Origin of the sequence: Streptomyces sp. NPDC058198, from assembly GCF_042882605.1 — a bacterium.
In the GTDB taxonomy this organism is placed as follows: domain Bacteria; phylum Actinomycetota; class Actinomycetes; order Streptomycetales; family Streptomycetaceae; genus Streptomyces.
The window spans coordinates 119,220-144,998 of record NZ_JBHVVP010000009.1 but is presented as its reverse complement, the minus strand read 5'-3'; the positions used below and the strand labels follow the sequence as shown (position 1 = coordinate 144,998).

Sequence of the window (25,779 nt, the reverse complement as noted above, 5' to 3'; positions counted from 1 at the left end):
CCTCCCCCATTGGCAGGCTGTTGTAGAGTTCGGCTGTGCCTGGAGACAGCGCCTTGACCGACGGACAACGGCGTCCGCGGGATGTGGTGGCGGACGCGCTGCGCGACCACATCTCCGAAGGAGGGCTGCGTGTCGGCGATCGGATTCCCACCCAGGCGGAGCTGAGCGAGCGGTACGGCGTCCCGCGCGGAGCCGTCCGCAGGGCGCTGGAGATCCTGGAGCACGAGGGCCTGATCAAGCGGGCCCAGCAGGGCACCCCGCCGACCGTCGCGCGGACCACCCCTGCCCCGGCCACTCATCCCCAGCAGCCGGCCGGCGCCGCCGCTGTCCCCACGCCACGGCGCCATCCGCCGCGGCCCGCCGGGGTGTTCCTGGGGGAACGGGTCGCCCACTGCTTCCGGCAGCGGCAGGTGACCATCGACGCGTACTGCCTCAACGGCGAGACCCTCGCCTCCGCGCTCGCGGGTCCGCTGGTCGCCCTCGGCACCGCCGGCGTACGCAGCCCGGAGCGGATCACCGTACGGATCCTGCTGCCGAACGCCGACGACCCGCTGGCACTGCCCCAGGTCGTCGGGGAGCCGGAGAACACCCGCCCGCGCGAGCGGCTCAGGGAGACCACCGGCCATATCTACGGCTCGCTGCGCCACTCCCTGCGCATGCTCAAGGTCCGCGGTCTGGTCCCCGAGGTCACGGTCGAGGCCAGGAAGGTGTCGATCGTGCCGACCCAGAAGGTCTACATCCTCAATGGCGAAGAGGTGCTGGCCGGCCATTACCAGGTGCAGTCACGCCGGGTGGACCTCGACCGGGAGGACCCGATCGAGATCTACGACATGCTCGGTGTGGAGGGCATGCTCTTCCGGCACACGGCGGTCGCCGACGACCATGTCACCACGGCCTATGTCGACCAGACCCAGCAGTGGTTCGACTCGCTGTGGGACACCGTCGCGGTGCCGTGGGACTCACCCTGAGGCGATGAGCAGCAGCACCAGCAGCACCGAGGCCGCGCAGAGCAGATTGGCGGTCAGGGCCTCGTCCTGCCGTGCGGTCCCGGCGGCACGGGCCGCCCGGACCAGCAGGACACAGAGCAGCACGCCCAGTGTCCCTTCGGGACCGACGGCCGCCGCCAACCGCGCGGTCTGGAATATCAGTTCTATGAGCGACTCCGTACGTGTCAGTGCCCCCATGGCATCTCCTCCGGTTCGGTTTCGGCCCTGCGTGGACGGGACACCCTGCGGTTGGCACCCTGTTGGCAGGAGAATGCTGCGGAGAGAAGGCCAATGGTCGGGTATCTGTTCTCCTTCTCTTACCCCCCGGTAATGGCAGCCATTGGGCTGCAACGCGGGCAGCCTGACCGGCCGACCGGTCATCTCGCCGACCAGCGGGGCCGGTTGACCGGCGGATGCAGCTATCTGTCGCATGGTGAACGGGAGTTGTAGCCTCGCCCCTGTGATGCCCAGCGATCAGAGAGACGGCGAGGATCCCCCTCAATACCGCTCCATCGCGGACGATCTCCGCAGACAGATCCTGGAGGGGCAGCTGTCGGCAGGCGACGCGCTGCCCAAGCAGCACCAGCTCCAGCGCCGTTACGGAGTGGGACGGGGCACCATCCAGAGCGCCCAGCAGATGCTGCGCGACGAAGGGCTCCTGGAGGACGGGGCGCCCGGCCGGGCCGCCCGGGTTGCCAATCGGACGACCAACCTCCAGCCATTGGCGCACCACATCACCCGGGCCTTCGCCGCCCGGCATGTCACCCTCGATGTCTGGTCGCTGACCACGGAACAGCTCAGCAAGGCGGTCCAGAACCAGGTCGAGGCCATCAGGGAGGGCCACCAGCGCCCGCCGGAGTCGATCACCGTACGGGTCCTGCTGCCGGATCTGGTGACCGGCCATCCGTATCCCCGTCATGTCGACGACCCCCACGACCCCCGGCCGCTGCTGAGGCTGCGGCATGTCATCCGGACGTACGCGGGGGCCCTGGAGCACTCCCTGACCCTGCTGGCCGAACGGGGGCTGGTCGAGCAGGTCTCCGTGGCCATCCGGGGGCTGCCGACGATCCCCGGGGAGAAGCGCTATCTGATCAACGGTACGGAGATGCTGACCGGCTACTACTGGCTGGAGCGGGGCCAGATGCAGAACAACCCGGACGGCGCCTCGCTCGATGTGCTGGAACTTCGCAGCGGTGACCTGTTCGCGTCCTCACTGGCCGCCGAGGGGACCAGTGCGCTGGAGCGGGCGCGGTTCGCGCAGGTCAAGCTCTGGTTCGAGTCCCGCTGGGAACAGGTCGCCCAGCCCCTGGCGCTCGGCGACTGAGGAGGCATGACAGCCACGTCGGGCTCGTAGCCACGTCCGGCACGGCCACTCACCGCGGCGTGTCAGGCGCGGCGTGTCAGGCGCGGCGGCTCACCGGTAGTCGCTCACCCGCACGTCCTTCCCGCCGGTCGCGACCTCCGCGAAATACGCCCAGGCGTCCGGGCTGCTGCCGTCCGCGTCGGTGAACCCGTACTCCTTCGCGAGCCGGCCGCTGGAGAGCGACCGCCCGTTCCAGCGCCGCTTGTCCGGGTCCGCGGCGAGCCGCGCGACCGCCAGACCGACCAGGAGCGGTGACTCGGAGATCGCGAAGTGCGGGCTCTTCGCGACGGCGTCGCGCCAGTTCTCCTCGCTCACGCCGAAGTGATCGAGCATCTGCTCGGAGCGGAGGAAGCCGGGGGAGACCGAGACCGCCGTACCGCCGACGTCCTTGAGGTCCTCGCCGAGGGTGAAGGCCATTCTGATCGGGGCGTTCTTGGCGAGGTCGTAGTAGAAGTTCTCGCGGAATCCCTTGTTCGACTCGGCCGTGCCGTCGGTCACCTCGACGACCAGGCCGCCCGGCCGGCGGACCAGCAGCGGGAGGGCGCAGCTGCTGGTGATGGCGTGGCTCTTGACGCCCAGCTCCAGCATCCGCAGTCCGCGGTCGAGCTCCGTCTCCCACATCTTCTTGCCGAACTCGACGAGGTGCTCCCCGCCCCAGACGTCGTTGACCAGCACATCCAGCCGGTCGTGATCCCGCTCGATGCGCGCGACCAGCGCCCGGACCTGCTCCGGCACCAGATGGTCGGTCGGTACGGCGATCCCCTCGCCGCCCGCCGCCGTGACCAGCTCCGCCGTCTCCTCGATGGTCTCCGTGGCCCGGCCGACCTCGCTGATCCTGTCCCGGGTCGTCCGCCCGGTCGCGTACACCGTGGCGCCGGCCGCGCCCAGCTGTACGGCGATGGCCCGGCCCGCGCCCCGGGTCGCTCCCGCGACGAGTGCGATCTTCCCCGTCAATGGCTTGGCTGCCATCCGTCACCTCCGTTGTGTGTTCGTGCGTTCACGCGTTCATGCGTTCCTGTGGACCCGCCGACCGTCGCACGAAAAGGCGACATCTTCTGTCCGGCTTACGAAACGCCGGGCATTTCGGCGGCTCCGCGTGCGCGGCCCTCCGCCAAGCACGATGCTGTACCCGTGATGGACGAGACGGAGTTCTGGGAGATCATCGACAGCACCCGAGAGGCCGCCGACGGCGACCCCGAGGACCATGCCGATCTGCTGGTCGAGCGGCTGCTGCAGCTCGACCCCGACTCCGTACTGGACTTCGCGCGGCACTTCGAGTCGCGCTACAGCCGCGCGTACCACTGGGATCTGTGGGGCGCGGCCGCCGTGCTGCTCGGCGGGGCGAGCGACGACGCCTTCGACTACTTCCGGTGCTGGCTCATCGGGCAGGGCCGCGAGATCTTCGAGGGCGCGCTGCACGACCCGGACAGCCTGGCCGAGCTGCTGGACGAGTTCGACGAGGATCTCGACGGGGACGGCGAGGAGCTCGGGTACGCGGCGGACGAGGCGTACGAACAGCTGACGGGGGTGGTGGCACCCGATCTGGGGATCGCGGCTCAGCCGGCGGAGCCGGAGGGCACTCCGCTCGACTTCGAGGACGAAGCGGCGCTGGCGGAGCGGTTCCCCCGGCTCTCGGAGCGCTTCGGGAACGAGTAGGGCGCACTCACCGCGTCAGCGTGAGCGCCATGAGCACGTCGTCGACGAACGCGCCGTCCAGACAGAACTCCCCCGGCAGCACGCCCTCGACGACGTACCCCTCCGCCTCGTAGAGCGCGCGGGCCGGGGCGTTGTGCCCCAGCACGCGCAGCGTCAGCCGCGACGCCCCCTGGTTGCGCGCGTGCAGGGCGGCGGCTCGCAGCAGGGCGCGGCCCACGCCACGGCCGCGTGCCCACTCGTGCACCGCCAGTCCCTGTATCTGCCGCACATGCGCGTTGCTCGCGAGCGGTGTGGGCCGCACCACCCGGATGTAGCCGGCGATCCGGTCGTCGGCCCCGCCCGCCTCGGCGACCAGGAAGTCCTCGGGCCGGTGCTGGGCGTCGAAGAACGGGCCGAAGGGCGGCTGCGGCCTCGGCGTCACGGCGTGCAGCGGCGACCAGGTCTCCCGGTCGAGTTCGGCCAGGGCTCCGTCGTCCGAGCGGACGGCCGGGCGTATCTGCGGTTCGGACATGGCGCAACTGTGCCACGGCGCGGTCCGGGGGCAGGATGGACGCCATGAAGATCGCGGTCACCGGTTCCACCGGGCTCATCGGTACGGCTCTTGTACGTTCCCTGCGCGCGGACGCCCATGAGGTGCTCCGCCTGGTGAGGCATCCCGCGCGGGCCGCCGACGAGGTCGAGTGGGATCCCGTACGGCAGCGGGTCGACGCGCGCGGCCTCAGCGGCTGCGACGCCGTCGTCCACCTCGCGGGCGCGGGGATCGGCGACCGCCGCTGGACCGAGGCGTACAAGAAGGAGCTCCGGGACAGCAGGCGCCTCGGTACGGCCACGATCGCCGAGGCCGTCGCCTCGCTCGACGAGCCGCCCCGGGTGCTGGTGAGCGGGTCCGCCGTCGGCTTCTACGGCGACACCGGGGACCGGAAGGTGGACGAGAACGCACCTCCGGGCGGTGACTTCCTCGCCTCGCTCTGTGTGGACTGGGAGGAGGCGGCCGCGCCGGCGGAGGAGGCGGGCGTACGAACAGTGTTCGCGCGTACCGGTCTCGTGGTCTCCCGTCAGGGCGGTGCCTGGGGGCGGCTCTTCCCGATCTTCCGGGCCGGTCTGGGCGGGCGGCTCGGTTCGGGACGGCAGTACTGGAGCTTCATCTCGCTGCACGACGAGGTGGCGGCGCTGCGGCATCTGATCGATACGGAGACGCTGGAGGGTCCGGTGAACCTCACGGCGCCGGAACCGGTCACGAACCGCGAGGTCACGGCGGCGATGGGGCGGGTCCTGCGCCGGCCCACGCCGTTCCCGGTCCCGGCGGTGGCGCTGCGGGCGGCGCTCGGCGACTTCGCGTCGGACGTCCTGGGCAGCCAACGGGTCGTACCGGCACGCCTGTTGGAGTCGGGCTTCGCCTTCGCGTTCCCGACGATCGACGAGTCGATCCGCGCGGCGGCCCGCTGACGTCGTCAGGTGGGGGGCCGGTGGTCCCCCAGGCCCGGCCGCCCCGGCCGTACGGCGCCCCCGTGCACCCCCGATGCCTCAGTGACCCCTCCCACGCGCGCCCGCCCCGCCCTCGTTCCCTTTCTACGCTCGACCCGGACTTGGGCATCGCGGGAGCCTGATGCGGGCATCAGCTCCCCACCAGCCGCGCCGACCTCGGGGAGGGGCACGTGCTCAGCAGCGCACATGACGGGACCGCACATCACGCGACCGCGCACCACGCGACCACATCTCACACGACCGCACCTCACGTGACCGCGGACCACATAGCCGCAGACCACACGGCCGCGGACCACACGACCGCGGACCACGCCGACGTCGTCATCATCGGCGCCGGAATCGCCGGCCTGTCCGCGGCTCATCAGCTGACCAGCGCCGGTGTCACCGTCAGCGTCCTGGAGGCCGCCCCTTACGTGGGCGGTCGTATGACCACCGACCAGGTCGACGGTTTCCTGCTCGACCGCGGCGGACCGCTGCTCAACACCGCCTATCCGGAGCTGCTCCGCATCCCGGGCCTGGAGGGCGCCGCCCTGCGGATGTTCTCGCCGGGCGTGCTCGTGCACAGCGAAGGACGGAACTACCGGACCGGTGCGACAGGGAGCGCACGGAGCGCACTCACAGCGGCACGCGCCCTGGCGAGCGCCCCCCGGCCACCGCTCGGCGGGGCGCTCGATCAGGCCCGGCTCGGCGCGACCCTGGGCCGCCTCGCCGCGACGCCGACGCCACGCCTCATGTCCCGCCCGGAACGCACCGCGTCCGAGGCCCTGTCCGCCCGCGGTCTGCCCGCCCGTACCGTCAGCGGCTTTGTCCGCCCGCTGCTGTCCGCGCTGCTCTGCGACCCGGACCTCACCACGTCCAGCCGCTGCGCGGACCTGGCGCTGCGCGCCTTCGCCCGCGGCCGGCTGTGCGTCACCACGGGTGGCGCGTCCGCGCTGCCCGAGCTGCTGGCCCGGACGCTGCCGGAAGGCACCGTACGGACAGATGTCTGTGTGACGGACGCGTCGATCAACTGCGTGACGACCAAGGAGCACGGCGAGATCACCTGCCGCTCACTGGTCCTGGCGACCGGCGCGCGCGCCGCGGCCGAGCTGCTGCCGGGGCTGCGGGTGCCGGACTTCCACCCCGTGACGGTCCTCCATCACACCGCGCCCGCCGCCCCGTTGACCGATCCGGCGCTGCTGCTGGACGCCGACCCGGGCGGACCGGTCGCGCACACCGCCGTGATGAGCGCGGTCGACGCCTCGCGCGCCCCGGACGGCCGCGTACTGATCTCCTCGACGGTGCTCGGCACCCCTCCCCCGGCGGACGAGCTGGACCGTACGGTCCGCGCGCATCTCGCCAGGCTGTACGGGACGCCGACCGACGACTGGGAGCTGCTGGCCGTCCACCACGACGCGGAGGCGGTGCCCGCGATGCCCCCGCCGCACGATCTGCGCCGCCCGGTCCGGCTGCTGTCCGGTCTGTACGTGTGCGGTGACCACCGCGACATGAACACGGTCCAGGGCGCGCTGTTCTCGGGCCGCAGGGCCGCGCACGCGATCCTGCGCGACCTGGGCGTGAAGCCCGCGTACGGGACGGTGCCGCTGCCCGCGGTGGCGTAGGGCGGCCCACGCCCGGGTCCGGCTGAGCCGTGGCCACGGCCACGGCCACGACCCACGGCTCAGCCGAAGGACGCGACCCGGTCGCGATAGTTCCGTACGGCCGCCGCGTCCCGGTACGGCTCAAGGCGCCGCTCGAACTCCCGTACGTACTCCACCGCCCGCGCCGACCTCATCTCGCCGGCCTGCTGGGCCGCCTCGGCTCCCAGCAGGCACGCCTGGTCCAGCTCGCCGAGTCCCAGCCGGGCGGAGGCGAGTACCACCCGGCAGAAGAGGCGGCTGCGGGCGTACGCCGGAGCGCGCAGCTGGAGGGAGCGCTCGGCGTACTGCACGGCGGTGCGGTACTGCTGGAGGTCGAGGTGGCAGTGGCCGAACTCGTCCGCGAGCTGTGCCTCGTCGAAGAAGCGGGCCCAGTGCGGTACGTCGTCGCCGGGCCTGGCCGTCTCCAGGGCCCGTTCGGCCCGTACGAGCGAGGCGGTGCACGCGCGTACCTCGCCGAGCACGCCGTGCCCGCGGGCCTCGGCGGAGTGCAGCAGCGCCTGTACGACCGGGGGCGCGGAGGCGCCGATCCCCTGCTGCGCGACGCGGGTCAGCTGGACCGCTTCGCGGCCGTGGCCGAGATAGACGGCCTGCCGGCTCATGGTGACCAGGACGTACGAGCCGTAGGCCCGGTCCCCGGACGCCTGGGCGAGCCGCAGGGCCTGGACGAAGTAGCGCTGGGCGAGGCCGTGCGCCGCGATGTCGTACGAGGTCCAGCCCGCCAGCCGGGTCAGATCGGCGGCCACGGCGAAGAGGCGGCGCCCGGTGGCCTCCCCGTACCGGCCGCGGAGCATCGGCTCGGCCTCGTGTTCGAGATAGCGGACCAGCGCCTGACGGGCGTGGCCGCCGCCGTAGGCGTGGTCGAGGGTGCGGAAGAGGTCACCCACCGAGCGCAGGGCGGAGACGTCGCCGGCCGTGACCTTCTGGCCGGTCGTGCGCTCGGTGCGCGGCCGGGGGACGCCGGGGGCCGGGGTTCGCACCTGGACGGGCACCCGGGCGCCGGTCTGCGGCGCGAGATCGGGGTGGCCGACCCGCTCGTCGGCGCGTCCGATCAGCCAGTCGCGGCTGGGGACCACCAGGCCCGCCGGGGTGAACGCAATCTTGCGCAGTTCGGCGTGGCTGCCGGAGTCCTTGCGCCACAGCCCGGCGACGATGTCGACGGCCTCCTCGGGCGTGGAGGCGAATTCGAGGCCCGCGTAGACCGGGGCGCAGGCGTCCAGGCCCAGGTCCTGTGCGGAGAGCCGGCGGCCGAGCCGGCGGGTGAAGACCTCGGCGATCAGTGCCGGGGTGGTGCCGCGGGGCTGCTGTCCGCGCAGCCAGCGCGTCACCGAGGTTTTGTCGTACCGCAGATCGAGGCCGTGTTCGAGGCCGAGCTGATCCACCCGGCGGGCGAGACCTGCGTTGGAGAATCCGGCTTCTGCGATGAGCGCGGCGAGCTGGCGGTTGGGGCTGCGCTGCGGAGGTCGTTCCGACATCAGCTGTACGGTCTCCTGCCTTCCGGGCCCCGGGAGCAGCCCTCATGGAACGGCGCGAATTTAGCGGCCGAAATGACTCCCACCGGCACGTTCGCGCCACATTTCATCCGATCGTGTGAGGATCGATGGCGCCGCTGACGGAGACGGACGGGAGCCGACGGGGGCGGGGGCGGATGCAGGGCGGAGGCGGGAGCGGGGGCGCCGTGGAGCACCTGCCCGGCTGTCCCTCCGGGAGCCGCCGTACAGTGGCGGGGCGTGATAAGTGCACGGTGAAGGTTCTAAGGAGGCAGTGCCGTGAGCGAGCTGCGGTACGTCCATCTGGGGTTCGGCGAGGAATCCGTCGACTACCTGGAGGCATGGCAGGAGCAGCGCCGGGTCCACGCGGCCCGCTTCGCGGACGAGATTCCCGACACCTGTCTGCTGCTGGAGCACCCGCCGGTCTACACCGCCGGGCGGCGTACGGCGGACAGTGAGCGCCCCTTGGACGGCACCCCTGTCGTCGATGTGGACCGCGGCGGGAAGATCACCTGGCACGGTCCCGGCCAGCTCGTGGGCTACCCGATCCTCAAACTGCCGCGTCCGGTGGATGTCGTGGCCCATGTCCGCCGGCTCGAAGAGGCCCTGATCCGTACGGTCGCGGACTTCGGTCTGGAGACGACCCGGATCGAGGGGCGCAGCGGTGTGTGGGTGCTCGGGGATCCGGTGGAGCGGCGCCCGAAGGTGGGCGGTCTCGCCCTGGACTTCGACCCCCGGCTGGCGGACGAGGAGTTCGACGCGCGGCTGAACGGCCCCGAGTACGCCCCGTCCAACGCCGGCCAGCGCCGGGAGGACCGCAAGCTCGCGGCGATCGGCATCCGGGTCGCCAAGGGCGTGACGATGCACGGCTTCGCGCTGAACGTGAACCCGGACAACACCGGGTTCGACCGGATCGTGCCGTGCGGGATCCGGGACGCGGGCGTGACCTCGCTCTCGTACGAGCTGGGCCGTGAGATCACGATCGCGGAGGTCCTCCCCGTACTGGAGGGGCATCTGCGGGAGGTGCTGGAGCACGCGGAGCCGAAGCCGCGCGAGACCGAAGGCGCGAGCGCCTAGGAGCCGTTGGCGGACCCCGTAGCGGATCCGGCGGACCCCTTGGCGGGCCCTTGCGCCACATGGGGGAATGCGCCTCTCTGGCCACTGGTTGGCCAGACGTAATGCCACGCAAATAACGGGCGTAACCTGGTGTTCGCCGAAGAATCGAATGCCGCGCCAGCACAGAGAGGGGCCGGACGTGTCCGCTGTCGCACCCGACGGACGCAAGATGCTGCGTCTGGAGGTCCGGAACAGCCAGACCCCCATCGAGCGCAAGCCCGAGTGGATCAAGACCCGGGCGAAAATGGGGCCTGAGTACAACCAGTTGCAGAAGCTCGTGAAGAGCGAGGGGCTGCACACGGTCTGCCAGGAGGCCGGCTGTCCGAACATCTTCGAGTGCTGGGAAGACCGCGAGGCGACCTTCCTCATCGGTGGTGACCAGTGCACCCGGCGCTGTGACTTCTGCCAGATCGACACGGGCAAGCCGCAGGCGCTGGACCGTGACGAGCCGCGCCGGGTGGGCGAGTCGGTCGTCACGATGGACCTGAACTACGCCACGATCACCGGTGTCGCCCGCGACGACCTGGAGGACGGCGGCGCCTGGCTGTACGCGGAGACGGTGCGCCAGATCCACACCCAAACGGCGGAGCGGGCGGCCGGCGGTACCAAGGTCGAGCTGCTGATCCCCGACTTCAACGCCGTGCCGGAGCAGCTGGCCGAGGTGTTCTCGTCCCGTCCAGAGGTGCTCGCGCACAATGTCGAGACGGTGCCGCGGATCTTCAAGCGGATCCGTCCCGGCTTCCGGTACGAGCGCTCGCTCGAAGTGATCACGCGCGCCCGTGAGGCGGGCATGATCACCAAGTCCAATCTCATCCTGGGCATGGGCGAGACCCGGGAAGAGGTCAGCGAGGCGCTGCGGGACCTGCACAGCGCGGGCTGCGAGCTGATCACGATCACCCAGTACCTGCGTCCGTCCGTACGGCACCACCCGGTCGAGCGCTGGGTGAAGCCGCACGAGTTCGTGGAGCTGAAGGACGAGGCCGACGAGATCGGCTTCTCGGGTGTGATGTCGGGTCCGCTGGTGCGTTCCTCGTACCGCGCGGGCCGGCTGTTCCAGCAGGCGATGGAGCGGCGCGGCGCGGCGGTCGCCGGCCACACGCCGTAAGTCACGGCCTGAGTCACGGCATGAGTCACGGCCTGAGCCACGGCCTGAGCCACGGCGCGAGTCACGGCGTGTGAATCCGAGCACAAGCGGCTACTCGACGGTAGAGGCCGGTCGTGACGCGGTCCGTACGTCCCCCCAGGTAGGGGCGGCGTACGGGCCGCGTCCGCTTTTGCGGGGCCCGAATCAAGGTTTCATTCGCGTTTGACCAGCAGGTCATGCCCTGGTAACACCAGTCAGTGACGCTGGTTCAACGCACCGCACACCCGTCACACCTCACTCGTCACACGCTCAGAGGGGACCGCCATGCAGGTCGCGCCGGTACGACCCATCACCGAAGCAAGGGCGGCAGCCACCCGCACCACCCCTGCCCCGACCGCCGTCACCGCCCTGTCCTCGGTCTCCGGCGCGCTGCGCGCCGTGGAGTCCCTGCTCCTGAGCGGCGGCCAGCGCACGGCCCGCCGCAACGCCTGGACGGCCGTCCTCGAGGACCGCCGCCGGGCCAAGGACCGGGTCGAGGCACAGCACGTACTGGAGGCGGTGTCGGAGCGCACCTCCCACGCCACGTAAACTCCTGGGCATGGCGAGGAAGGAAAACGCAGACACTACTGCGAACCCAGGGCGACTGAAGCAGATCGCCCTTACCTACAAGATGACCCGGCGGGCCGACTCGAAGGTCGGTCTTGTCGTCGCGGGTGTGGGAATCGTCACCTTCGGTGTCTTCCTCGCGATCGGCTTCTTGATCAACCACCCCATCTATCTGGGCATCCTGGGCTTCATCCTGGCGTTCCTCGCGATGGCGATCATCTTCGGCCGGCGTGCCGAGCGTGCCGCCTTCGGGCAGATGGAGGGCCAGCCGGGCGCGGCCGCGGCCGTCCTGCAGAACGTGGGCCGTGGCTGGACCACGACGCCCGCCGTGGCGATGAACCGCAGCCAGGACGTCGTCCACCGGGCCGTCGGCAAGGCGGGCATCGTGCTGGTGGCCGAGGGCAACCCGAACCGGCTGAAGGGCCTGCTGGCGGCCGAGAAGAGGAAGATGGCGCGCATCGTCGTGGATGTGCCGGTGCACGACATCATGGTCGGCGACGGCGACGGCCAGGTGCCGCTGAAGAAGGTCCGTACGACCATGCTGAAGCTGCCCCGGGTCCTGACGGGCCCGCAGGTGACGGCGGCCAACGACCGGCTGCGGGCGATGGGTGACCTGATGAGCAACATGCCGCTGCCGAAGGGTCCGATGCCCAAGGGCATGCGGATGCCGCGCGGCGGAAAGATGCGCTGACCGCACATACACATAAAGAGGGCGGTCCGGAACGCGCGTTCCGGACCGCCCTCTCCACGTCCTACGGCTTCGACTGGATACGTACCTGTACGGCGCGGGCGAGGCGGTCGTGCAGTCCACGCCCGTCGCGGTCCCAGATCAGCGCCGGGATGGCCAGGCAGAGCAGCAGGCTGCGCACGAGCACCCGGCCCATGCCGAGCCTGCCGCCGTCCTCGGCGACGACCCGCAGGCCGAACAGGCGCTTGCCGGGGGTGGAGCCGACCGTACCGACGGTCAGCACGCTCAGTACGAAAAGGACGCCGAGCGCCCAGTTGCCCGATGCCTGCCAGTCACCCCGGGCGAGCAGCCCGTATGCGATCAGCAGGCACAGCGCCCAGTCGACGGCGAGGGCGCCGAGGCGCCGTCCTGGCCTCGCGACCGAGCCAGGTCCCTGCTCCGGCAGACCGAGCCGTTCACCCCGGTAGCCGAAGTCGACACCCATGTCCTCGGCGGCCGCACGCGGTCCCGACAGCCACGATCCGATTGCTTGCCTGTTGTCCACCCGTCCACGGTACTGGGGGCGCGTTCGCGTCCCCGGACGGGGGGCGCGAAGCCGTTCTCCGCCCCCGCGCACACCCGGGCTGGTTAACTTCAGCGAAACAAATGGGTCATGCTTGAGAAATCCTGGAAACCTATGGTCGGGTCCAGCGTGTGCCACCGCACTGGCCGCACGACCGAGCGATAACCCCCGTCCCTCCCCGGGTCGGGAGGAGGAGGAGCTGGATGTTCCAGAACGCCGACGACGCCAAGAAGTTCATCGCGGACGAGGACGTCAAGTTCGTCGACGTCCGCTTCTGCGATCTGCCTGGCGTGATGCAGCACTTCACGATCCCGGCGAAGGCGTTCGACCCGAATGAGGAGCTGGCTTTCGACGGCTCGTCGATCCGCGGCTTCCAGGCCATCCACGAGTCGGACATGGCGCTGCGCGCGGACCTGTCGACGGCCCGGGTCGACGCGTTCCGCCGCGACAAGACGCTGAACATCAACTTCTTCATCCACGACCCGATCACGGGCGAGCAGTACAGCCGCGACCCGCGCAACATCGCCAAGAAGGCCGAGGCCTACCTCGCCTCCACCGGCGTCGCGGACACCGCCTACTTCGGCCCCGAGGCCGAGTTCTACGTCTTCGACAGCGTGCGCTTCAACACCACCGCGAACGAGGGCTTCTACCACATCGACTCCGAGGCCGGCGCCTGGAACACCGGCGCGGTCGAGGACAACCGTGGCTACAAGGTCCGCTACAAGGGCGGTTACTTCCCGGCCCCGCCGGTCGACCACTTCGCCGACCTGCGCGCCGAGATCTCCCTGGAGCTGGAGGCTTCCGGCCTCCAGGTCGAGCGCCAGCACCACGAGGTGGGCACCGCCGGCCAGGCCGAGATCAACTACAAGTTCAACACGCTGCTCGCCGCGGCCGACGACCTGATGCTCTTCAAGTACATCGTGAAGAACGTCGCCTGGCGCAACGGCAAGACCGCGACCTTCATGCCCAAGCCGATCTTCGGTGACAACGGCTCCGGCATGCACGTCCACCAGTCCCTGTGGCAGGGCGGCACCCCGCTCTTCTACGACGAGCAGGGCTACGCGGGCCTGTCGGACACCGCCCGCTACTACATCGGCGGCATCCTCAAGCACGCCCCGTCGCTGCTGGCCTTCACCAACCCGACGGTGAACTCGTACCACCGCCTGGTCCCCGGCTTCGAGGCCCCGGTCAACCTGGTCTACTCGCAGCGCAACCGCTCCGCCGCGATGCGCATCCCGATCACGGGCTCGAACCCGAAGGCCAAGCGCGTCGAATTCCGCGCCCCGGACCCGTCCTCGAACCCGTACCTGGCCTTCTCCGCCCTCCTCCTCGCGGGCCTGGACGGCATCAAGAACAAGATCGAGCCGGCCGAGCCGATCGACAAGGACCTCTACGAACTCGCCCCCGAAGAGCACGCGGGCGTCCCCCAGGTCCCCACCTCCCTCCCGGCAGTCCTCGAAGCCCTGGAAGCGGACAACGAGTACCTCCAGGCGGGCGGCGTCTTCACGTCGGACCTGATCGAGACGTGGATCGACTACAAGCGCACCAAGGAAATCGCCCCCATCCAGCTCCGCCCCCACCCGCACGAGTTCGAGCTCTACTTCGACATCTAGGAAGGCCCCAGGTCGGAGCGGCTTTCCGCTCCCCTGGGCCGTCCATGGGTCGTCGACCGCGTTCCTCACTCGCTGAGGAACGCGGCCGACGGCCCTTTTTCGCGCTGCGATCACCCCGACGCAGATGGAGCGAGGCATACCGTAGGTTGTCGGTTCGAACCCGGCAGGGCTTCCCAGGGACTCCATCTCGGACCTGGTCCGAGCTGGGGTGATCCCCTTGCTGGCCTAGCAAGGGGACCACTCTCGCGGGCTACTGGGCCAGCGACGCTCCTACGGACGAGGCAGGAGCGGACTTGCTCGGTGGCTCACTTTTGCGCTCTGTCGCGTTCACCCAGAACAGAGCGACTGCGACGCAGCAAACGCAAAGGAATGCCAGGAACACGAGGCGCTGCTTCTGTACTTGCGCCACGCGTCCTTTCGCGTCGCGGGCGATGATCTCGTCAAAACTGCACGCCTCGCAAACGGCGGGATCTTGGCCTCAGTTGCTCCCCCGCCCGTGGCAGTGCGTACCGTCGCGAAGTCGCTCTGACCAGCGACTGAGGAGTTCCATGGACGCTCACGAGCACGCGCGGAACTCTCTGACTTTGTGTCAGCAAGGGTGAGGGCCGCCACCCCACTCGGTTGGCGGCCCTCGGCCGTGCCCCTGGCCATGCGTGCCGAGCCGTCGCCCACGTTCTCGTTGAACAGCTGTCGCAACAAGCCTTGTCGGGCCGGTCAGCGCAGGTCGTCCACCAACAGGTCGCGTGTGGCCTCTTCGTGGAGGGCGGTGCTCAGCGACTCCGTGGCCAGCGCGAGGTCGGCGTCCCAGCCCGCCTCGATCGGCTCGCCTGAGGGGGGAAGCGGGGGATGCGCTGAGCCTGTGTGCGGGCGGCGTCGGGTGCGCCTCACGGCTTGCTTGCGTGCGTCACAGATGGTCCTCAGGGGGTTACCAGCCGTGCTCTGCCAGAGCGCCGGAACCCTCCAGGTATCCGAGCAGTCCTTCCTCTGGGTACTCGATGATGTCCTCGGGCAGTTCGTGCACGCTGAACCACTGAAGACCCAGGCACTTGGCAGGTTCTTTGTTGACGGGCTCTCCGATCCAGTCGGTGGCCTCGAAGAAGAATCCGATCCGTTCCACGGTCTCGCTCTGCCTGTGGTGCACGACATGCACCAGCCGCAGATGAGCTGGGTCGACCTCGACGCCGGTTTCCTCCAGCAGCTCCCGGGCGGCTCCGGCGCTCACGGGTTCGCCCTGGTCGAGCTTGCCCGAGGGCATGTGCCAGCGGCCGTAGCCGTAGGGCCCCCCGCGCTGTGAGAAGAGGAGTTTGTCTCCGTCGCGGAGGATGACGTGCGTGTCGATGACGGGTTGTGCGGGTTGCGGATTCATGGTTCCTGGGGGGTGGTTGGTGGCGTTGGGGCGGCTGACGTTACCGACGAATGAGGGATCACGTCGGCGATTGAGGCCGCGATCTCCGTTGGCGCGGCGTCGCTGGTGTTCACGACCAGCACCTTCACGTTCGCCGTCATGAGGGTCTGGGCCGTCTCGTCGTACAGGTCGACTTCGCGGCGGGGCGCGGTGGGGTCGAGGTGGAAGCGGTTGCGGGGTCCGCGTGCGGCTATCCGTTCTGCGATGAGCCCGGGGGATGCGGTCAGGATGACTGCCAGGTCCGGCATCAGGACGTGCGCGTTCAAGTCCAGCAAGAATTGCAGTGGTACGCCGTCGAGCTGCTGCATGACGAGCGTCGAGGCGAGGTACCGGTCGCAGAGCACGATGTCGCCGGCGTTCAGTCGGGGCTCGATCTCGTGCTCGATGTGCTCGTACCGGTCCGCCGCGACCAGGCAGGCCAGGGCGTGCCGGCGGATGTGACTGAAATGCTCCCTGATAAAGGCACCGAGTTCACTGGTGGTGGGTTCCACGGTCTGGTGGACAATCCGGCCGCGTCTGGCTAATTCCCTGGTCAGGGCCCGGACAGTGGTGGTCTTCCCGACTCCGCTCGGGCCGTCGAGGGTGATGAAGTGCCCGCGTTTCGACCTCATGCCGCGGCCTCCCCGGTCGCCTGGTTGCGCTCGTGCTGCTCGCGGGTGAGCGTGGCCAGGGTGGAGCGGACTTCGCCCAGCGGGACGTCGCCGAACTGGATGCCGACGGAGAAATTGAACTCGTCGCGCTGGCGCATCGACTCGTCGGCCCCGTCAGCGGTCAGGTCGACGTCTCCGTACGCGAGGAGCTTGTCGGGGTCGTGGCCGGCGTCGATGAGTTTCTTCCACACGGGTGTTCCGGGATAAGGGCGGAACTCGAACACGCTGGCCCGCACGTCGCCGGGGTTGCTGTCGGCGATGCTCCAGAGGTTGCGGATGTGCCGTACGGTCGCCTGGATGTCCTCGTGGGTCTCGCCGGGGAAGCCGAGGATGAAGTACCCCTTCACACCGATGCCGTGTTCGACAAGGCGGCGAGCGACGCGTTCGGTCATCTCGGCGTCGATCCGTTTGTCCATCGCGCTCAGGATGCGGTCGCTTCCGGACTCGATTCCGAGGGCGACTTCCCGCAGGCCGTTGTCGACGAGCAGTTCGAGTTCGGTGTTGTCCAGCCGGTCCAGGACGTTGATGCGTCCGGTGGCGTCCCACACGTACCGTTCGCCGATGTCGTGTTGCGTGAATGCCGCCATCTGCGTCTTGATCACGCGGGAGGCGCCGAGGAACAGGTCATCGACGAACCGGAACGCGGTGACGCCGTACTCGCCGTGCAGCATGTCGAGTTCGCCGATGATGTCCTCAGGGTCGCGAACTCGGATCTTGACGTCGGGGTTGGCGCTGACGGCTGCGCCGCAGAATGTGCAGTTGTAGGGGCAGCCCCTGGAGCCGACGATGTTGACTTCCAGGTGCCCGGTGCGGGCGGCCCGGGTCAGCAGGGCGGTGCCGCGGCTTACCGCGAGGCGGCGGTCTGTCTCGGTGGGTGCGGCCCGGTAGGGATCCTGGGGCAGGAAGGCGCGGTTGACGTAGGGGAGGGCGTTGATGTCGGGGCCGAGCATCTGTGCGCTCGTCCTGGGGTCGCCGACGCCCGCTGCCCGGGTGCCGAGCAGGCGGTCACGCCACAGGACTCCTGGCAGTTCACGCCGGCGTTGCTCGTCCTCCAGGAGGGCGGCGACGCGCAGCTCACCCTCGCCGAGCACGAGGGCCCGTAAGTTGCTCATGCGCGGGTCGGTGAGAACACGGTCCGGCATGGCCTTGGCGTGGTGGCCGCCGACCATGAGGGCGATGTCCGGGGAGAGGCCGGCCGCGATGCGGGCGGACATCTCGTAGGTGGGGGCGAGCAGGTTCATGGCCGCCCACCGGGGCTGTGCTTCGTTGACGAGATTCACTGTCTCCGCGATGCCGAGACCGTGGGCTTCGGCGTCGAGGAGGCCTACGTTGAAGCCGCCGACCTCCTTCGCGTACGTGGCGATGTACGCCATGCCCAGCACGGGGAGCGTGTAGTCGTTGGTCCGTGGCCGTTGGTCGTAGTCGCGCAGCGGCGCGTTCACGAACAGCGCGTCGAGTGTGCGGGTCGGATCGGCGCCCGTGATCAGCGATAACTGCGGCATGGATCCTCCAGGTCAACGGGCATGGGAGCCCCAGGTGAGGGTGGCGAGGGTCAGGGTGTGCAGGGCGGTGCGGTTGGGACCGGCCATGCCGATCCACATCGGGCCGAATGCCTTGTCCTTCCTGCCGGGCCAGGCGTGGGCGGGCGCGATCTGTGCGGCCCAGGTACGCACGGCGAGATCGTCGTGCGGGTAGATGCTGAAGTCGCCGGTGTAGTCGGCGGCTGCGGCGGCCGCGGTCCACGGGCCGATGCGTGGGACGCTCGTGAGCGCGGCGACCAGGTCGCGGGGGTCCATACGCTGCCAGTGGAGGTAGTGCCGCTCGTAGTGGGTGGCGGCGGCCTGCAGGACACTGCGGTGGAACTTGGCCCCGACGTCCGTGAACCGTTCGTCATCCAGTTCCAGGACCTGGGCGGCGGTAGGGGCGACGGACAGTTCCCCCGTGGGGCTGAGAACGGTGGTGCCGAATGTCCGGCACCACGCCCTGTACAGCTTGCGGGCCTGCCCGGCGCGTACGACCTGCCGCAGGATCGCGGTGGTGATGGCGTCCCACAGCCAGGGATTGGCCAGACGCTGCGTGGGGCCGAGGTCATCGAGCCCGGCCTTGAGTTCGGCAGGGACACTTTCGGGCAGGCACGAGGGGTCCGTGGCGACGAACGCCGGCTTCGCATCCTCAGCGCCCTGCACACACGTCATGTGCGGGCCTTCCTGGTCCCACGACACAACCCAGACACCAGAGGCCGTGCGCACGGCTCGTGCGCGAGCGCCTGCCCCCGCCTCGGTCCAGGCGGGGTGATCAGTCGTCAGAACGCCGGGCATTGATGCTCCTCGTGTTGCGCGGTTGCTGCGCCGTAGCCTCTCGCGTTCCGGGGGTCTGCGCGGGCGGGCGCGGGAAGGATCGGCCTCATTGGTGCTCGCTGGGACCAGCCATCGGCGTACACCGGGACTACTCATGAAATCCACTTGATCTACTGGCTTACGGTTTTGGCATGACGATGAATCTCCGGCTGGCAGAGGTCACTGCGGCCAACTTCGATGCCGCGATCGGCCTGAAAGTTCGCCCTGACCAGGAGCATCTGGTCGCGCCGGTCGTGAAGTCACTCGCGGAGGCATACGTGTACCCCGGCGTAGCCTGGCCCCGCCTCATCCTCGACGGAGACCGGCCGGTCGGTTTCCTGATGGCCTTCTTCGACATCGACTTCGCGGGTGACGGCACAGGCACTGATATCCGCTCGGGTCTGTGGCGGCTCAACATCGCGGCCGGCGAACAAGGCTGCGGCTACGGTCGCTTCGCAGTCGGGTCCGTGGCCACTGAGATCCGCCGCCGGGGCGGCACGCGTCTGACCACCACCTGGCACCCGGGCAAGGACGGCCCCGAGGGCTTTTACCTCGGGCTCGGGTTCCGGCCGACAGGGGAGATGAGCGGGAATCAAAAGGTCGGGGAATTGGAGCTGGGCTAAGGGCTGTCCGGCGGATCTTCGCGGTTCGCATGGCCGTGTGGAGGAGTCCTCCCGGTAGAGGATGGCGACGCGGCAAGCGGTCCTTCTGTTCACGTGGGCCACCGGTGTGTGGACGGCGCATGCGGCGCTCGGCGACGGAGCGGTTGCGGGGGCACGGGGCGCCCATGGATCTCATGGCGTGCGTAACGACTGTCGTGTGGGGGCGCCCGCCTCCTGGCTCGGGGCCCTTGCCGAGGGGTGCCGAGCAGGTGGACGATCTTGGGGAAACTGCTGGTGAGAGGGGGTTTCTGGGGGTTCAAGATGCTTGGAGTGGTGGGGGGCGCTTACCCTGATGGCGGTGGCTTGATCGATCAGTAGCGTCGATGCGGTGCCGGGCGGGTGGGGTGTCCCCGGGCGGTGTCGCGGTCACCCCAGGCGTGGCGGAGTCAGGCCGCCACCGATCGTTCCAGGCCCGGATCCCCGGGCACTTCCCCCACAGGAAGAGGAATCGAAACATGAAGTCCTCCCGCTTCTGCACCTCCGCTGTGGCCGTTGCCGCCGCGGTCGCCCTGCCCGTTTCGCTGGGGGTCATGGCACCGCAGGCGTTCGCCGAGAACGCTGCGCCGAGCCCGTCCACGTCTCCCAGCACCTCGCCGGCGCCGAGTACGTCCAAACCGTTCGGTCCTGGGTGCGCGTCGTTGGCGAAGAGTGGCGCCGGCAGCGTCGCCGCCATGGCCAAGGAGCGGCTGGCGAACGCCGCGGCGACGAACCCGAACCTCGCCACCCTGGTCAGCGCGGTAAAGAAGGCCGGACTGACCGACACACTGAACAAGATCAAGGACGGCACTCTCTTCGCGCCGACCAACGCGGCCTTCGCCAAGGTGCCCAAGGCGCAGCTCGACAAGCTGCTGAGCGACAAGGCCGCGCTCAAGAAGCTTCTGACCTACCACGTGGTGGGGAAGAAGGAGATCACCCGGGCCGAGCTCCCGAACGGCAGCTTCAAGACCCTGGAGGGTGCCGCGCTCAAGACCACGGGTTCGGGTACATCGTTCAAGGTCAACAAGACCGCGAACATCGTCTGTGGCGACATCAAGACGTCGAACGCCGTGATCTACCTCGTCGATGGCGTGCTGATGCCTCCGAGCTGATGCCGTCGGGCCCAGGCTGAGGCCAAGGTTGAGGCCGAGGCCCGGACATCCGTGGCTCGCGCCGCCGGTTCCGGCCGATACCGAGTGATCGATGTCGGCGGGCCGGCGGCGCAAGTCGTCCCGGAAGGTCTCGGGAGGTCTCGGGAAGTGCGCGTGGCGGGCGAACCGGTCGATGATGTCCGCCGGACTCGGCGAGGTGAACGATGGCGACACCCGGATCGGACCGTGCCCGGGGAACGGGCGCGGGCCCGCCGGCGTCCGGTCCGGAGGCTGTCATCCGTACGACCGGTCTCACGAAGGTCTACCCCAAGACCGACTTCGCGGCCGTGGACGGGATCGATCTGCTGGTGCGACGGGGCGAGATCTTCGGGCTGCTGGGCCCCAACGGCGCCGGCAAGACCACCACGGTCGGAATGCTGACCGCGCGGGTGGTGCCCACCTCGGGCTCCGCGTACATCGGGGACATCGACGTGGTCAGCCATCCGACCCTGGCCAAGCAGGTCATCGCCGTGGTCACCCAGCAGAACACCCTGGACCGCTCGCTGACGGTCTGGGAGAACCTCTACTTCCACGGGCTCCTGTTCGGCATCTCCCGCCGCGAGTCGCGGCGGACGGCGGACGAACTCCTCGACCGGTTCCGCCTGTCACGGTGGCGGGCCTCCTCCGTGTACGCGCTGTCCGGCGGGATGGCGCAGCGTCTCCTGGTCGCGCGGGCGATCTTCCACCGTCCGGCCGTGCTCTTTCTCGACGAGCCGACCGCCGGCCTGGATCCGCAGAGCCGACTGGCGCTCTGGGAGGTGCTGGACCGTCTGATCGCCGATGGCCAGACCGTTCTGCTCACCACGCACAACATGGAGGAGGCCGACCATCTCTGCGACCGGGTGGCGATCATCGATCACGGCCGGATCCTCGCCCTGGACACGCCTGCCGCGCTCAAGCAGGGGCTCGGAGCCGACACCATCGTCACGGTGGTCACCACCGGCAGCCCGGACGAGCTGGCGGCCCGGCTGCGCCGCGACATCGCGGGAGTCGTCCGCACCCGCCTGGTCGACGGCGGGGTCGAGCTTCAAGTCAAGGACAACGACCGGCTGCTGCCCCGCGTCGTGACGAGCGCCGAGTCCGGCGGCTTCGACCTGGTCGACCTCTCGATCGCCGAAAGCACCCTGGAGACGGTGTTCATCAGCCTCACCGGAAAAGAACTGAGGGAATGATGACCGCATACGGTATGCCCCCGCCGCCCACCGGACCGGCCGCGCCCCGGATCGGTGTGCTGCCGACGCGGTCCGTGGCAGCCGCCAGCCGTTCGGCGCTGGCGGCGCTCGTCCGGCGGGATCTGACCGTACTGCGGAAGAACTTCGGTGAGTTCGTGGGCCGGACCGTGATGCAGCCGTTCCTGCTCGTCTTCGTATTCCTGTACGTCTTTCCCATCATCGGACAGGGCATCGGATCCGGCGGCGGCACGGCCGGGGAATCCGCGTTCGCCACCGTTCTGGTGCCGGGGGTGGTGTCCATCGCCATCATGTTCCAGGGAATCCAGTCCGTCGCGATCCAGATGTCCCAGGAATTCGGGTACACGCGCGAGATCGAGGACCGGGTGCAGGCGCCCTGCCCGCTCTGGCTGGTGGCGGTGGCGAAAGTGCTGTCGGGCGCCGCCCAGGGGCTGATCTCGGCGGTCATCGTGCTGCCGATCGCGGCCGTGGTGCACGCACCGGGCGTACATCCCCATCTGACGGTCCACTGGTGGATCGTGGTCACGCTGATTCCGCTGTCCTGCATCGCGATGACCTCCCTCGGGCTGCTCCTGGGCACCACCTTCGAGCCCAGGAACATCGGGGTCATGTTCGGTTTCGTGGTGCTGCCGCTCGTCTTCCTCGGAGGCACGTACTACCAGTGGACCAAGCTGGGCCTGGTGGAGCTGGGCGGGTTCCACTGGCTTCAAGTCGTCGTCCTCGTGAACCCCTTGATCTACATCAGCGAGGGTATGCGGGCCGGATTCACCGATCTCTCGCACATGCACCTGTACATCGTCTATCCGGTGCTCGTGGCGTTCTGCGTGCTCTTCCTCGGCCTGGGTCTGCGGAACTTCCGCCGCCGGGTGCTGTCCTGACCGCGCGGGTGTCCGTTGTCAGCGGGCGCTGGCACGATGAGGGGATGAAGATCTACAACTGGCGGCCCTTCCTTGAGCGGTGGAGCGCGGACTGGGTCGAGTCGATCGGTGCGCTGGGGCTCAGGGACGGGGACGAGGAGGCCCTGCGGGAGCGGTGGCTCGGGTTCCCGGCGGCAGGGGAAGAGCGGATCCGGGCGCTGGAGGAGCGGCTCGGGGTGACGCTGCCGCCGACCTACCGGTCCTTTCTGGCGACCACCGACGGGTGGCGGCCGGCCGGGACGGGCCTTTCTCCGCTGGGGGCGGCGGACGGCGTTCGCCGGCACGCGGACCCCGGCGGGCGTCAGGAGATCTCCGGGGACGGGGCGGACGCGGTGGACGCGGTGGACATATGGGCCGGGGCGCTGGAGCTGTCGCCCGGCTCGGACGTGGCCGGTGTCCTGCTCGACCCCGGCGATGTGAACGCCGACGGGGAGTGGGCCGCCTTTCTCCACCGGGGCCGGCCGGACGAGAACCCGGACCGTTACGAGTCGTTCATGGAGCTCATGCAGGCCCTGTTCCGGGAATTCCACCGCGCCAATCAGGCCACCCCCGGGTTTGTGAACGAGACGACGCGCGAGCTCGACGCCGATGTCGAGGAGGCGCGGACGGCCTGTCTGCGCGGCGACGACATCGATGCGCAGCTGGAGTTGCTCATCGAGGCGGACGAGCACGGACGGCCCCGCGCGCGGGGGCTGCGGGCCCAGGTGGAAGCGATGCTGGACGGCGGGCCGGTGCACTCCCCCGTCGTCGCGGACCTGGGCGATCCGCTGCGGGAAACCGATGGAAGTACGGTCCGGTACGAGCCTCCCGGGCCGTTCGGTACGGCGGTCGCCACGGCGCGTGAACAGGCGCGATGGGGCGATACCGACGCCGCCTGGCACATCCTCGCCCCTGCCCTGGGCGACTGGGAGCCGTACGGCGCTGAGCACATAGCCCCCGTCGGGCTGCTCGCCGATCCGGTCCTCGGGCCGGTGATCACTCCGGAGCGCGGCCGGTACATCCTGGAAACGCCCCGGGGCAGCGGACGGGGGCGGACCCGTGACCGTGCGGAGGAAGCGCCCGAGCCCGTGGTGGACGGGCTCGCCTGGCTCGCCGATCAGGAGGAGCAGCAGGGTTCCTATCGCTTCGTGCTGGCCCAGGGCCTCTCGCCGGAGGACCTCGCCGGGCACATCGGCCATGGTCCGCTGCTGCCGCCGTCCAGCGAAGAGGAGACCAGCGTCCTGTTCGGACAGGAAGGGCGCAGGACCGCTCGTGTCGGCCTGTGCGGAGGCGGCTGGAGCTTCGCCTTCGAGAGCCGTACAGAGCCGTTCCGGCCGGAGCCGCTGAGCAGTCCGGGCGGGGTGAGCGGTCCGGACGGGGTGAGCGGTCCGCTCGGTACGGTGCCGGGGGCAGCCAAGTCCGTCCTGGTGTGGGTCGAACGGCCGGGCCAGGGTGCGGCGTCGCCCGGCACCTTCCACTTCTCCTGCGCCGAGGACGGGGAGCCCCGGTACGGATTCACAGTGCGCGGCGAGGAGACCGGGACCGAACACTGGGGGGAGGTTCCCGAATCCCTCGACCCGAAGCGTCTCTTTCCCGACTCCGGCGACCGGGCCCTGGACCTCGATGACGAGTACGAGGGACTCACCGCCGTCGCCGAAGAGTTCGGGGTCTCCTTGCCGCACTTCGCGATCCGGTACGGACGGCTGCACGCGGTCGCGACGCAGCCGGAGCCGGAGCCTGAGCGGCAGCCGGAGCCTGAGCCGGGGCAGCCTTCGTGACAGCGCTGCTCGCCGAGGTCATCGCCACCGAGCGGCTGACGCTCGTGCCGCTCCGTGTCGAGCACGCGCAGGAGATGGCCGTCGTCCTGTCCGATCCGGCGCTGCACACCTTTATCGGCGGGGCGCCGGCGACGGCGGAGGAGCTGCGCACGCGCTACGCCCGTATGGTCGCGGGCTCTCCCGACCCGGACGTCTCCTGGTGCAACTGGGTGATCGGCGTCCGCGAGGACCAGCGGGACGGCGCGGGAGAACGCGAGCGGGACGGCGAGCGGTTGGCGGGTACGGTCCAGGCGACCGTCAGCCTGGACCCCGAAGACCACGAGGACCCCGAGGACCACAGGGGCCACAAAGACCCCGGACGCCACGGGGATCTCGTCGCCGAGATCGCCTGGGTGGTGGGCACGCCGTGGCAAGGACGCGGGATCGCCACGGAGGCCGCGCGGGCGCTCGTACGGTGGCTGGACGAGCAGGGCGTACGGACGCTCATCGCCCATGTCCATCCGGACCACGGGGCGTCGGCGGCGGTCGCCGCGGCCGTCGGGCTGACGCCCACCGACGTATGGCACGACGGCGAGGTCCGCTGGCGGCGGCGCCTCGGAAGGTGAGCTCACCGGCCCCCCGTCCCGGATCGGGGCGGGAGGCCGGCGTCGTGGCCCTGCCTCAGCGGCCGTCGTGGATCAGGGTGCGCACCATGCGGCAGGTGACGTCGGACGGCGGGTGGATCCCGATGCGGGCCGCCGTGCGCCGTATCCTGCGGTTGTTCGCGTTCGCCGGGTGGTACACGCCCGAGTCGAGCAGGGCGATGGCGAGGCGCATGGCCTTCAGTCGGCGGTTATGGGTCTCGTACCACTCACGGGGCTGTCCCGCGGGCAGTGGCTTGCGCTTGATCGGTGGCAGGGTCTCGAAGGATTTCGTCGTGATTGTGGCAACGGCCATCGGCGACCTCCCGGCACGGTGGTTGGACCCTCACGAACTACCTCCATTTTACTGCCTCCCACTGACAATCGCCCCTGGCCAGACGTTGTTTGAGGGGTGGCCGACGGTACTGTTGGGGCCATGGAGATCTGGATCAATCCCGCATGCTCCAAGTGCCGCGGCGCGATGACGCTGCTCGATGAGGAGGGTGCCTCGTACACCGTCCGGCGCTATCTGGAGGACGTACCGACCGAGGACGAGATCCGGGCGGTGCTCGGCCGGCTGGGCCTTGAGCCCTGGGACATCACCAGGACCGAGGAAGCGGCCGCGAAGGAGCTGGGCGTCAAGGACTGGGCGCGGGAGGCCGGTTCGCGGAACCGCTGGATCGCGGCGCTCGCCACGCATCCGAAGCTGATCCAGCGGCCGATCATCACAGCGGACGACGGCACGGCGGTGGTGGCGCGTACGGACGAGGCGGTACGGGACGCCCTCGGCCGTTCGTCGTAACCCCAGCCGCGGCGAGGCCACCGGCCC

At 69.7% G+C, this 25,779-nt stretch carries 28 protein-coding genes; 17 read left to right on the top strand and 11 right to left on the bottom strand.

Annotated elements, in window-relative coordinates:
• The first annotated feature begins 53 nt into the window (after nucleotides 1–53).
• On the top strand, nucleotides 54–968 hold the full coding sequence (locus ACFVWW_RS26150) for a FadR/GntR family transcriptional regulator (RefSeq protein ID WP_384334215.1): 915 nt from the start codon (nucleotides 54–56) through the stop codon (nucleotides 966–968).
• Here ACFVWW_RS26150 and ACFVWW_RS26145 read toward each other — a convergent pair.
• A complete protein-coding gene (locus ACFVWW_RS26145; protein WP_386877871.1) occupies nucleotides 960–1,184 on the bottom strand; it encodes a hypothetical protein in 225 nt (74 codons plus the stop codon). The genes ACFVWW_RS26150 and ACFVWW_RS26145 overlap by 9 nt on opposite strands.
• Nucleotides 1,185–1,449: 265 nt before the next feature.
• On the opposite strand from ACFVWW_RS26145, the gene ACFVWW_RS26140 reads away from it, so the two are divergent.
• Nucleotides 1,450–2,310 (top strand): GntR family transcriptional regulator, encoded by an 861-nt coding sequence (locus ACFVWW_RS26140; RefSeq protein ID WP_384334218.1) that lies wholly within the window; start codon nucleotides 1,450–1,452, stop codon nucleotides 2,308–2,310.
• 90 nt (nucleotides 2,311–2,400) lie between these two features.
• On the opposite strand, the gene ACFVWW_RS26135 is transcribed toward ACFVWW_RS26140, so the two are convergent.
• On the bottom strand, nucleotides 2,401–3,318 hold the full coding sequence (locus ACFVWW_RS26135; RefSeq protein WP_386877872.1) for an SDR family oxidoreductase: 918 nt from the start codon (nucleotides 3,316–3,318) through the stop codon (nucleotides 2,401–2,403).
• Nucleotides 3,319–3,483: 165 nt separating this feature from the next.
• Here ACFVWW_RS26135 and ACFVWW_RS26130 point away from each other — a divergent pair, with 165 nt between their 5' ends.
• Nucleotides 3,484–4,005: a DUF4240 domain-containing protein gene (locus tag ACFVWW_RS26130; RefSeq protein WP_384181772.1), complete on the top strand. Its 522-nt coding sequence runs from the start codon at nucleotides 3,484–3,486 to the stop codon at nucleotides 4,003–4,005.
• 7 nt (nucleotides 4,006–4,012) lie between these two features.
• On the opposite strand, the gene ACFVWW_RS26125 is transcribed toward ACFVWW_RS26130, so the two are convergent.
• Nucleotides 4,013–4,516: a GNAT family N-acetyltransferase gene (locus tag ACFVWW_RS26125; RefSeq protein WP_384181727.1), complete on the bottom strand. Its 504-nt coding sequence runs from the start codon at nucleotides 4,514–4,516 to the stop codon at nucleotides 4,013–4,015.
• 35 nt (nucleotides 4,517–4,551) lie between these two features.
• Between ACFVWW_RS26125 and ACFVWW_RS26120 the strand changes: the two genes are divergently transcribed.
• Together ACFVWW_RS26120 and ACFVWW_RS26115 are read left to right on the top strand one after the other, a co-directional pair.
• Nucleotides 4,552–5,451 (top strand): TIGR01777 family oxidoreductase, encoded by a 900-nt coding sequence (locus tag ACFVWW_RS26120; protein ID WP_384334221.1) that lies wholly within the window; start codon nucleotides 4,552–4,554, stop codon nucleotides 5,449–5,451.
• Nucleotides 5,452–5,741: 290 nt separating this feature from the next.
• Nucleotides 5,742–7,091, top strand: coding sequence for an NAD(P)/FAD-dependent oxidoreductase (locus tag ACFVWW_RS26115; RefSeq protein ID WP_384334224.1), 1,350 nt, complete (start codon nucleotides 5,742–5,744; stop codon nucleotides 7,089–7,091).
• A gap of 59 nt (nucleotides 7,092–7,150) precedes the next feature.
• On the opposite strand, the gene ACFVWW_RS26110 is transcribed toward ACFVWW_RS26115, so the two are convergent.
• On the bottom strand, nucleotides 7,151–8,602 hold the full coding sequence (locus ACFVWW_RS26110; RefSeq protein WP_384181733.1) for a regulator: 1,452 nt from the start codon (nucleotides 8,600–8,602) through the stop codon (nucleotides 7,151–7,153).
• Nucleotides 8,603–8,896: 294 nt separating this feature from the next.
• Here ACFVWW_RS26110 and lipB point away from each other — a divergent pair, with 294 nt between their 5' ends.
• The 4 genes from lipB (at nucleotide 8,897) to ACFVWW_RS26090 (ending at nucleotide 12,114) form a co-directional block, all read left to right on the top strand.
• On the top strand, nucleotides 8,897–9,694 hold the full coding sequence (gene lipB, locus ACFVWW_RS26105; RefSeq protein ID WP_386877873.1) for a lipoyl(octanoyl) transferase LipB: 798 nt from the start codon (nucleotides 8,897–8,899) through the stop codon (nucleotides 9,692–9,694).
• A gap of 178 nt (nucleotides 9,695–9,872) precedes the next feature.
• Nucleotides 9,873–10,838, top strand: a complete 966-nt coding sequence (lipA, locus tag ACFVWW_RS26100) for a lipoyl synthase (protein WP_384181737.1) — start codon at nucleotides 9,873–9,875, stop codon at nucleotides 10,836–10,838.
• Nucleotides 10,839–11,141: 303 nt separating this feature from the next.
• Entirely contained in the window at nucleotides 11,142–11,405 is a 264-nt protein-coding gene (locus ACFVWW_RS26095; RefSeq protein WP_384181739.1) for a hypothetical protein, read from the top strand.
• Nucleotides 11,406–11,415: 10 nt separating this feature from the next.
• Nucleotides 11,416–12,114, top strand: a complete 699-nt coding sequence (locus ACFVWW_RS26090) for a DUF4191 domain-containing protein (protein ID WP_386877874.1) — start codon at nucleotides 11,416–11,418, stop codon at nucleotides 12,112–12,114.
• 61 nt (nucleotides 12,115–12,175) lie between these two features.
• On the opposite strand, the gene ACFVWW_RS26085 is transcribed toward ACFVWW_RS26090, so the two are convergent.
• Nucleotides 12,176–12,655 carry an RDD family protein gene (locus tag ACFVWW_RS26085; RefSeq protein ID WP_384181743.1) on the bottom strand — a complete coding sequence of 160 codons (480 nt, stop codon included), beginning with the start codon at nucleotides 12,653–12,655 and terminating at the stop codon, nucleotides 12,176–12,178.
• Nucleotides 12,656–12,876: 221 nt separating this feature from the next.
• On the opposite strand from ACFVWW_RS26085, the gene glnA reads away from it, so the two are divergent.
• Complete coding sequence (gene glnA / locus ACFVWW_RS26080; RefSeq protein ID WP_384181745.1) at nucleotides 12,877–14,286, top strand: type I glutamate--ammonia ligase; 1,410 nt, start codon at nucleotides 12,877–12,879, stop codon at nucleotides 14,284–14,286.
• A gap of 714 nt (nucleotides 14,287–15,000) precedes the next feature.
• Here the strand turns inward: glnA and ACFVWW_RS26075 are convergent.
• Genes ACFVWW_RS26075 through ACFVWW_RS26055 form a run of 5 tightly spaced genes read right to left on the bottom strand, consistent with a single transcriptional unit; the run spans nucleotide 15,001 to nucleotide 18,536 of the window.
• The gene (locus ACFVWW_RS26075; RefSeq protein ID WP_384188670.1) at nucleotides 15,001–15,174 is read right to left on the bottom strand and encodes a hypothetical protein; all 174 of its coding nucleotides are present in this window, start codon (nucleotides 15,172–15,174) and stop codon (nucleotides 15,001–15,003) included.
• A gap of 37 nt (nucleotides 15,175–15,211) precedes the next feature.
• Nucleotides 15,212–15,652, bottom strand: a complete 441-nt coding sequence (locus ACFVWW_RS26070; protein WP_386877875.1) for an NUDIX domain-containing protein — start codon at nucleotides 15,650–15,652, stop codon at nucleotides 15,212–15,214.
• On the bottom strand, nucleotides 15,649–16,302 hold the full coding sequence (tmk, locus tag ACFVWW_RS26065; protein WP_386877876.1) for a dTMP kinase: 654 nt from the start codon (nucleotides 16,300–16,302) through the stop codon (nucleotides 15,649–15,651). Before tmk ends, ACFVWW_RS26070 begins: the two co-directional genes overlap by 4 nt.
• Nucleotides 16,299–17,843 (bottom strand): B12-binding domain-containing radical SAM protein, encoded by a 1,545-nt coding sequence (locus ACFVWW_RS26060; protein WP_386877877.1) that lies wholly within the window; start codon nucleotides 17,841–17,843, stop codon nucleotides 16,299–16,301. Before ACFVWW_RS26060 ends, tmk begins: the two co-directional genes overlap by 4 nt.
• Nucleotides 17,844–17,855: 12 nt before the next feature.
• Entirely contained in the window at nucleotides 17,856–18,536 is a 681-nt protein-coding gene (locus ACFVWW_RS26055; protein ID WP_386877878.1) for a hypothetical protein, read from the bottom strand.
• A gap of 293 nt (nucleotides 18,537–18,829) precedes the next feature.
• Here ACFVWW_RS26055 and ACFVWW_RS26050 point away from each other — a divergent pair, with 293 nt between their 5' ends.
• The 6 genes from ACFVWW_RS26050 to ACFVWW_RS26025 all read left to right on the top strand — a co-directional run bounded on the left by ACFVWW_RS26050 (nucleotide 18,830) and on the right by ACFVWW_RS26025 (nucleotide 24,935).
• A complete protein-coding gene (locus tag ACFVWW_RS26050; RefSeq protein ID WP_386877879.1) occupies nucleotides 18,830–19,300 on the top strand; it encodes a GNAT family N-acetyltransferase in 471 nt (156 codons plus the stop codon).
• Between the two features lie 494 nt (nucleotides 19,301–19,794).
• Nucleotides 19,795–20,427 carry a fasciclin domain-containing protein gene (locus tag ACFVWW_RS26045; protein WP_386877880.1) on the top strand — a complete coding sequence of 211 codons (633 nt, stop codon included), beginning with the start codon at nucleotides 19,795–19,797 and terminating at the stop codon, nucleotides 20,425–20,427.
• Between the two features lie 203 nt (nucleotides 20,428–20,630).
• Nucleotides 20,631–21,638, top strand: a complete 1,008-nt coding sequence (locus ACFVWW_RS26040) for an ATP-binding cassette domain-containing protein (protein WP_386877881.1) — start codon at nucleotides 20,631–20,633, stop codon at nucleotides 21,636–21,638.
• Nucleotides 21,638–22,534, top strand: coding sequence for an ABC transporter permease (locus ACFVWW_RS26035; protein WP_389680108.1), 897 nt, complete (start codon nucleotides 21,638–21,640; stop codon nucleotides 22,532–22,534). Before ACFVWW_RS26040 ends, ACFVWW_RS26035 begins: the two co-directional genes overlap by 1 nt.
• 44 nt (nucleotides 22,535–22,578) lie before the next feature.
• Nucleotides 22,579–24,330, top strand: a complete 1,752-nt coding sequence (locus tag ACFVWW_RS26030) for an SMI1/KNR4 family protein (protein WP_386877882.1) — start codon at nucleotides 22,579–22,581, stop codon at nucleotides 24,328–24,330.
• Entirely contained in the window at nucleotides 24,327–24,935 is a 609-nt protein-coding gene (locus ACFVWW_RS26025) for a GNAT family N-acetyltransferase (RefSeq protein WP_386877883.1), read from the top strand. Before ACFVWW_RS26030 ends, ACFVWW_RS26025 begins: the two co-directional genes overlap by 4 nt.
• A gap of 55 nt (nucleotides 24,936–24,990) precedes the next feature.
• Here ACFVWW_RS26025 and ACFVWW_RS26020 read toward each other — a convergent pair whose 3' ends face one another.
• Nucleotides 24,991–25,266, bottom strand: coding sequence for a hypothetical protein (locus tag ACFVWW_RS26020; protein WP_384188651.1), 276 nt, complete (start codon nucleotides 25,264–25,266; stop codon nucleotides 24,991–24,993).
• Between the two features lie 120 nt (nucleotides 25,267–25,386).
• On the opposite strand from ACFVWW_RS26020, the gene ACFVWW_RS26015 reads away from it, so the two are divergent.
• Nucleotides 25,387–25,752 (top strand): arsenate reductase family protein, encoded by a 366-nt coding sequence (locus tag ACFVWW_RS26015; protein ID WP_386877884.1) that lies wholly within the window; start codon nucleotides 25,387–25,389, stop codon nucleotides 25,750–25,752.
• The last annotated feature ends 27 nt before the right edge of the window (nucleotides 25,753–25,779 follow it).

Excerpts from the sequence above, each read along its gene's own strand:
- ACFVWW_RS26145 (WP_386877871.1), bottom strand. The coding sequence starts at position 1,184 with ATGGGGGCACTGACACGTACGGAGTCGCTCATAGAACTGATATTCCAG.
- ACFVWW_RS26140 (WP_384334218.1), top strand. The coding sequence starts at position 1,450 with ATGCCCAGCGATCAGAGAGACGGCGAGGATCCCCCTCAATACCGCTCC.
- ACFVWW_RS26135 (WP_386877872.1), bottom strand. The coding sequence starts at position 3,318 with ATGGCAGCCAAGCCATTGACGGGGAAGATCGCACTCGTCGCGGGAGCG.
- ACFVWW_RS26130 (WP_384181772.1), top strand. The coding sequence starts at position 3,484 with ATGGACGAGACGGAGTTCTGGGAGATCATCGACAGCACCCGAGAGGCC.
- ACFVWW_RS26125 (WP_384181727.1), bottom strand. The coding sequence starts at position 4,516 with ATGTCCGAACCGCAGATACGCCCGGCCGTCCGCTCGGACGACGGAGCC.
- ACFVWW_RS26120 (WP_384334221.1), top strand. The coding sequence starts at position 4,552 with ATGGACGCCATGAAGATCGCGGTCACCGGTTCCACCGGGCTCATCGGT.
- ACFVWW_RS26110 (WP_384181733.1), bottom strand. The coding sequence starts at position 8,602 with ATGTCGGAACGACCTCCGCAGCGCAGCCCCAACCGCCAGCTCGCCGCG.
- ACFVWW_RS26095 (WP_384181739.1), top strand. The coding sequence starts at position 11,142 with ATGCAGGTCGCGCCGGTACGACCCATCACCGAAGCAAGGGCGGCAGCC.
- ACFVWW_RS26090 (WP_386877874.1), top strand. The coding sequence starts at position 11,416 with ATGGCGAGGAAGGAAAACGCAGACACTACTGCGAACCCAGGGCGACTG.
- glnA (WP_384181745.1), top strand. The coding sequence starts at position 12,877 with ATGTTCCAGAACGCCGACGACGCCAAGAAGTTCATCGCGGACGAGGAC.
- ACFVWW_RS26070 (WP_386877875.1), bottom strand. The coding sequence starts at position 15,652 with ATGAATCCGCAACCCGCACAACCCGTCATCGACACGCACGTCATCCTC.
- tmk (WP_386877876.1), bottom strand. The coding sequence starts at position 16,302 with ATGAGGTCGAAACGCGGGCACTTCATCACCCTCGACGGCCCGAGCGGA.
- ACFVWW_RS26060 (WP_386877877.1), bottom strand. The coding sequence starts at position 17,843 with ATGCCGCAGTTATCGCTGATCACGGGCGCCGATCCGACCCGCACACTC.
- ACFVWW_RS26055 (WP_386877878.1), bottom strand. The coding sequence starts at position 18,536 with ATGACGTGTGTGCAGGGCGCTGAGGATGCGAAGCCGGCGTTCGTCGCC.
- ACFVWW_RS26050 (WP_386877879.1), top strand. The coding sequence starts at position 18,830 with ATGACGATGAATCTCCGGCTGGCAGAGGTCACTGCGGCCAACTTCGAT.
- ACFVWW_RS26045 (WP_386877880.1), top strand. The coding sequence starts at position 19,795 with ATGAAGTCCTCCCGCTTCTGCACCTCCGCTGTGGCCGTTGCCGCCGCG.
- ACFVWW_RS26040 (WP_386877881.1), top strand. The coding sequence starts at position 20,631 with ATGGCGACACCCGGATCGGACCGTGCCCGGGGAACGGGCGCGGGCCCG.
- ACFVWW_RS26035 (WP_389680108.1), top strand. The coding sequence starts at position 21,638 with ATGACCGCATACGGTATGCCCCCGCCGCCCACCGGACCGGCCGCGCCC.
- ACFVWW_RS26030 (WP_386877882.1), top strand. The coding sequence starts at position 22,579 with ATGAAGATCTACAACTGGCGGCCCTTCCTTGAGCGGTGGAGCGCGGAC.
- ACFVWW_RS26020 (WP_384188651.1), bottom strand. The coding sequence starts at position 25,266 with ATGGCCGTTGCCACAATCACGACGAAATCCTTCGAGACCCTGCCACCG.
- ACFVWW_RS26015 (WP_386877884.1), top strand. The coding sequence starts at position 25,387 with ATGGAGATCTGGATCAATCCCGCATGCTCCAAGTGCCGCGGCGCGATG.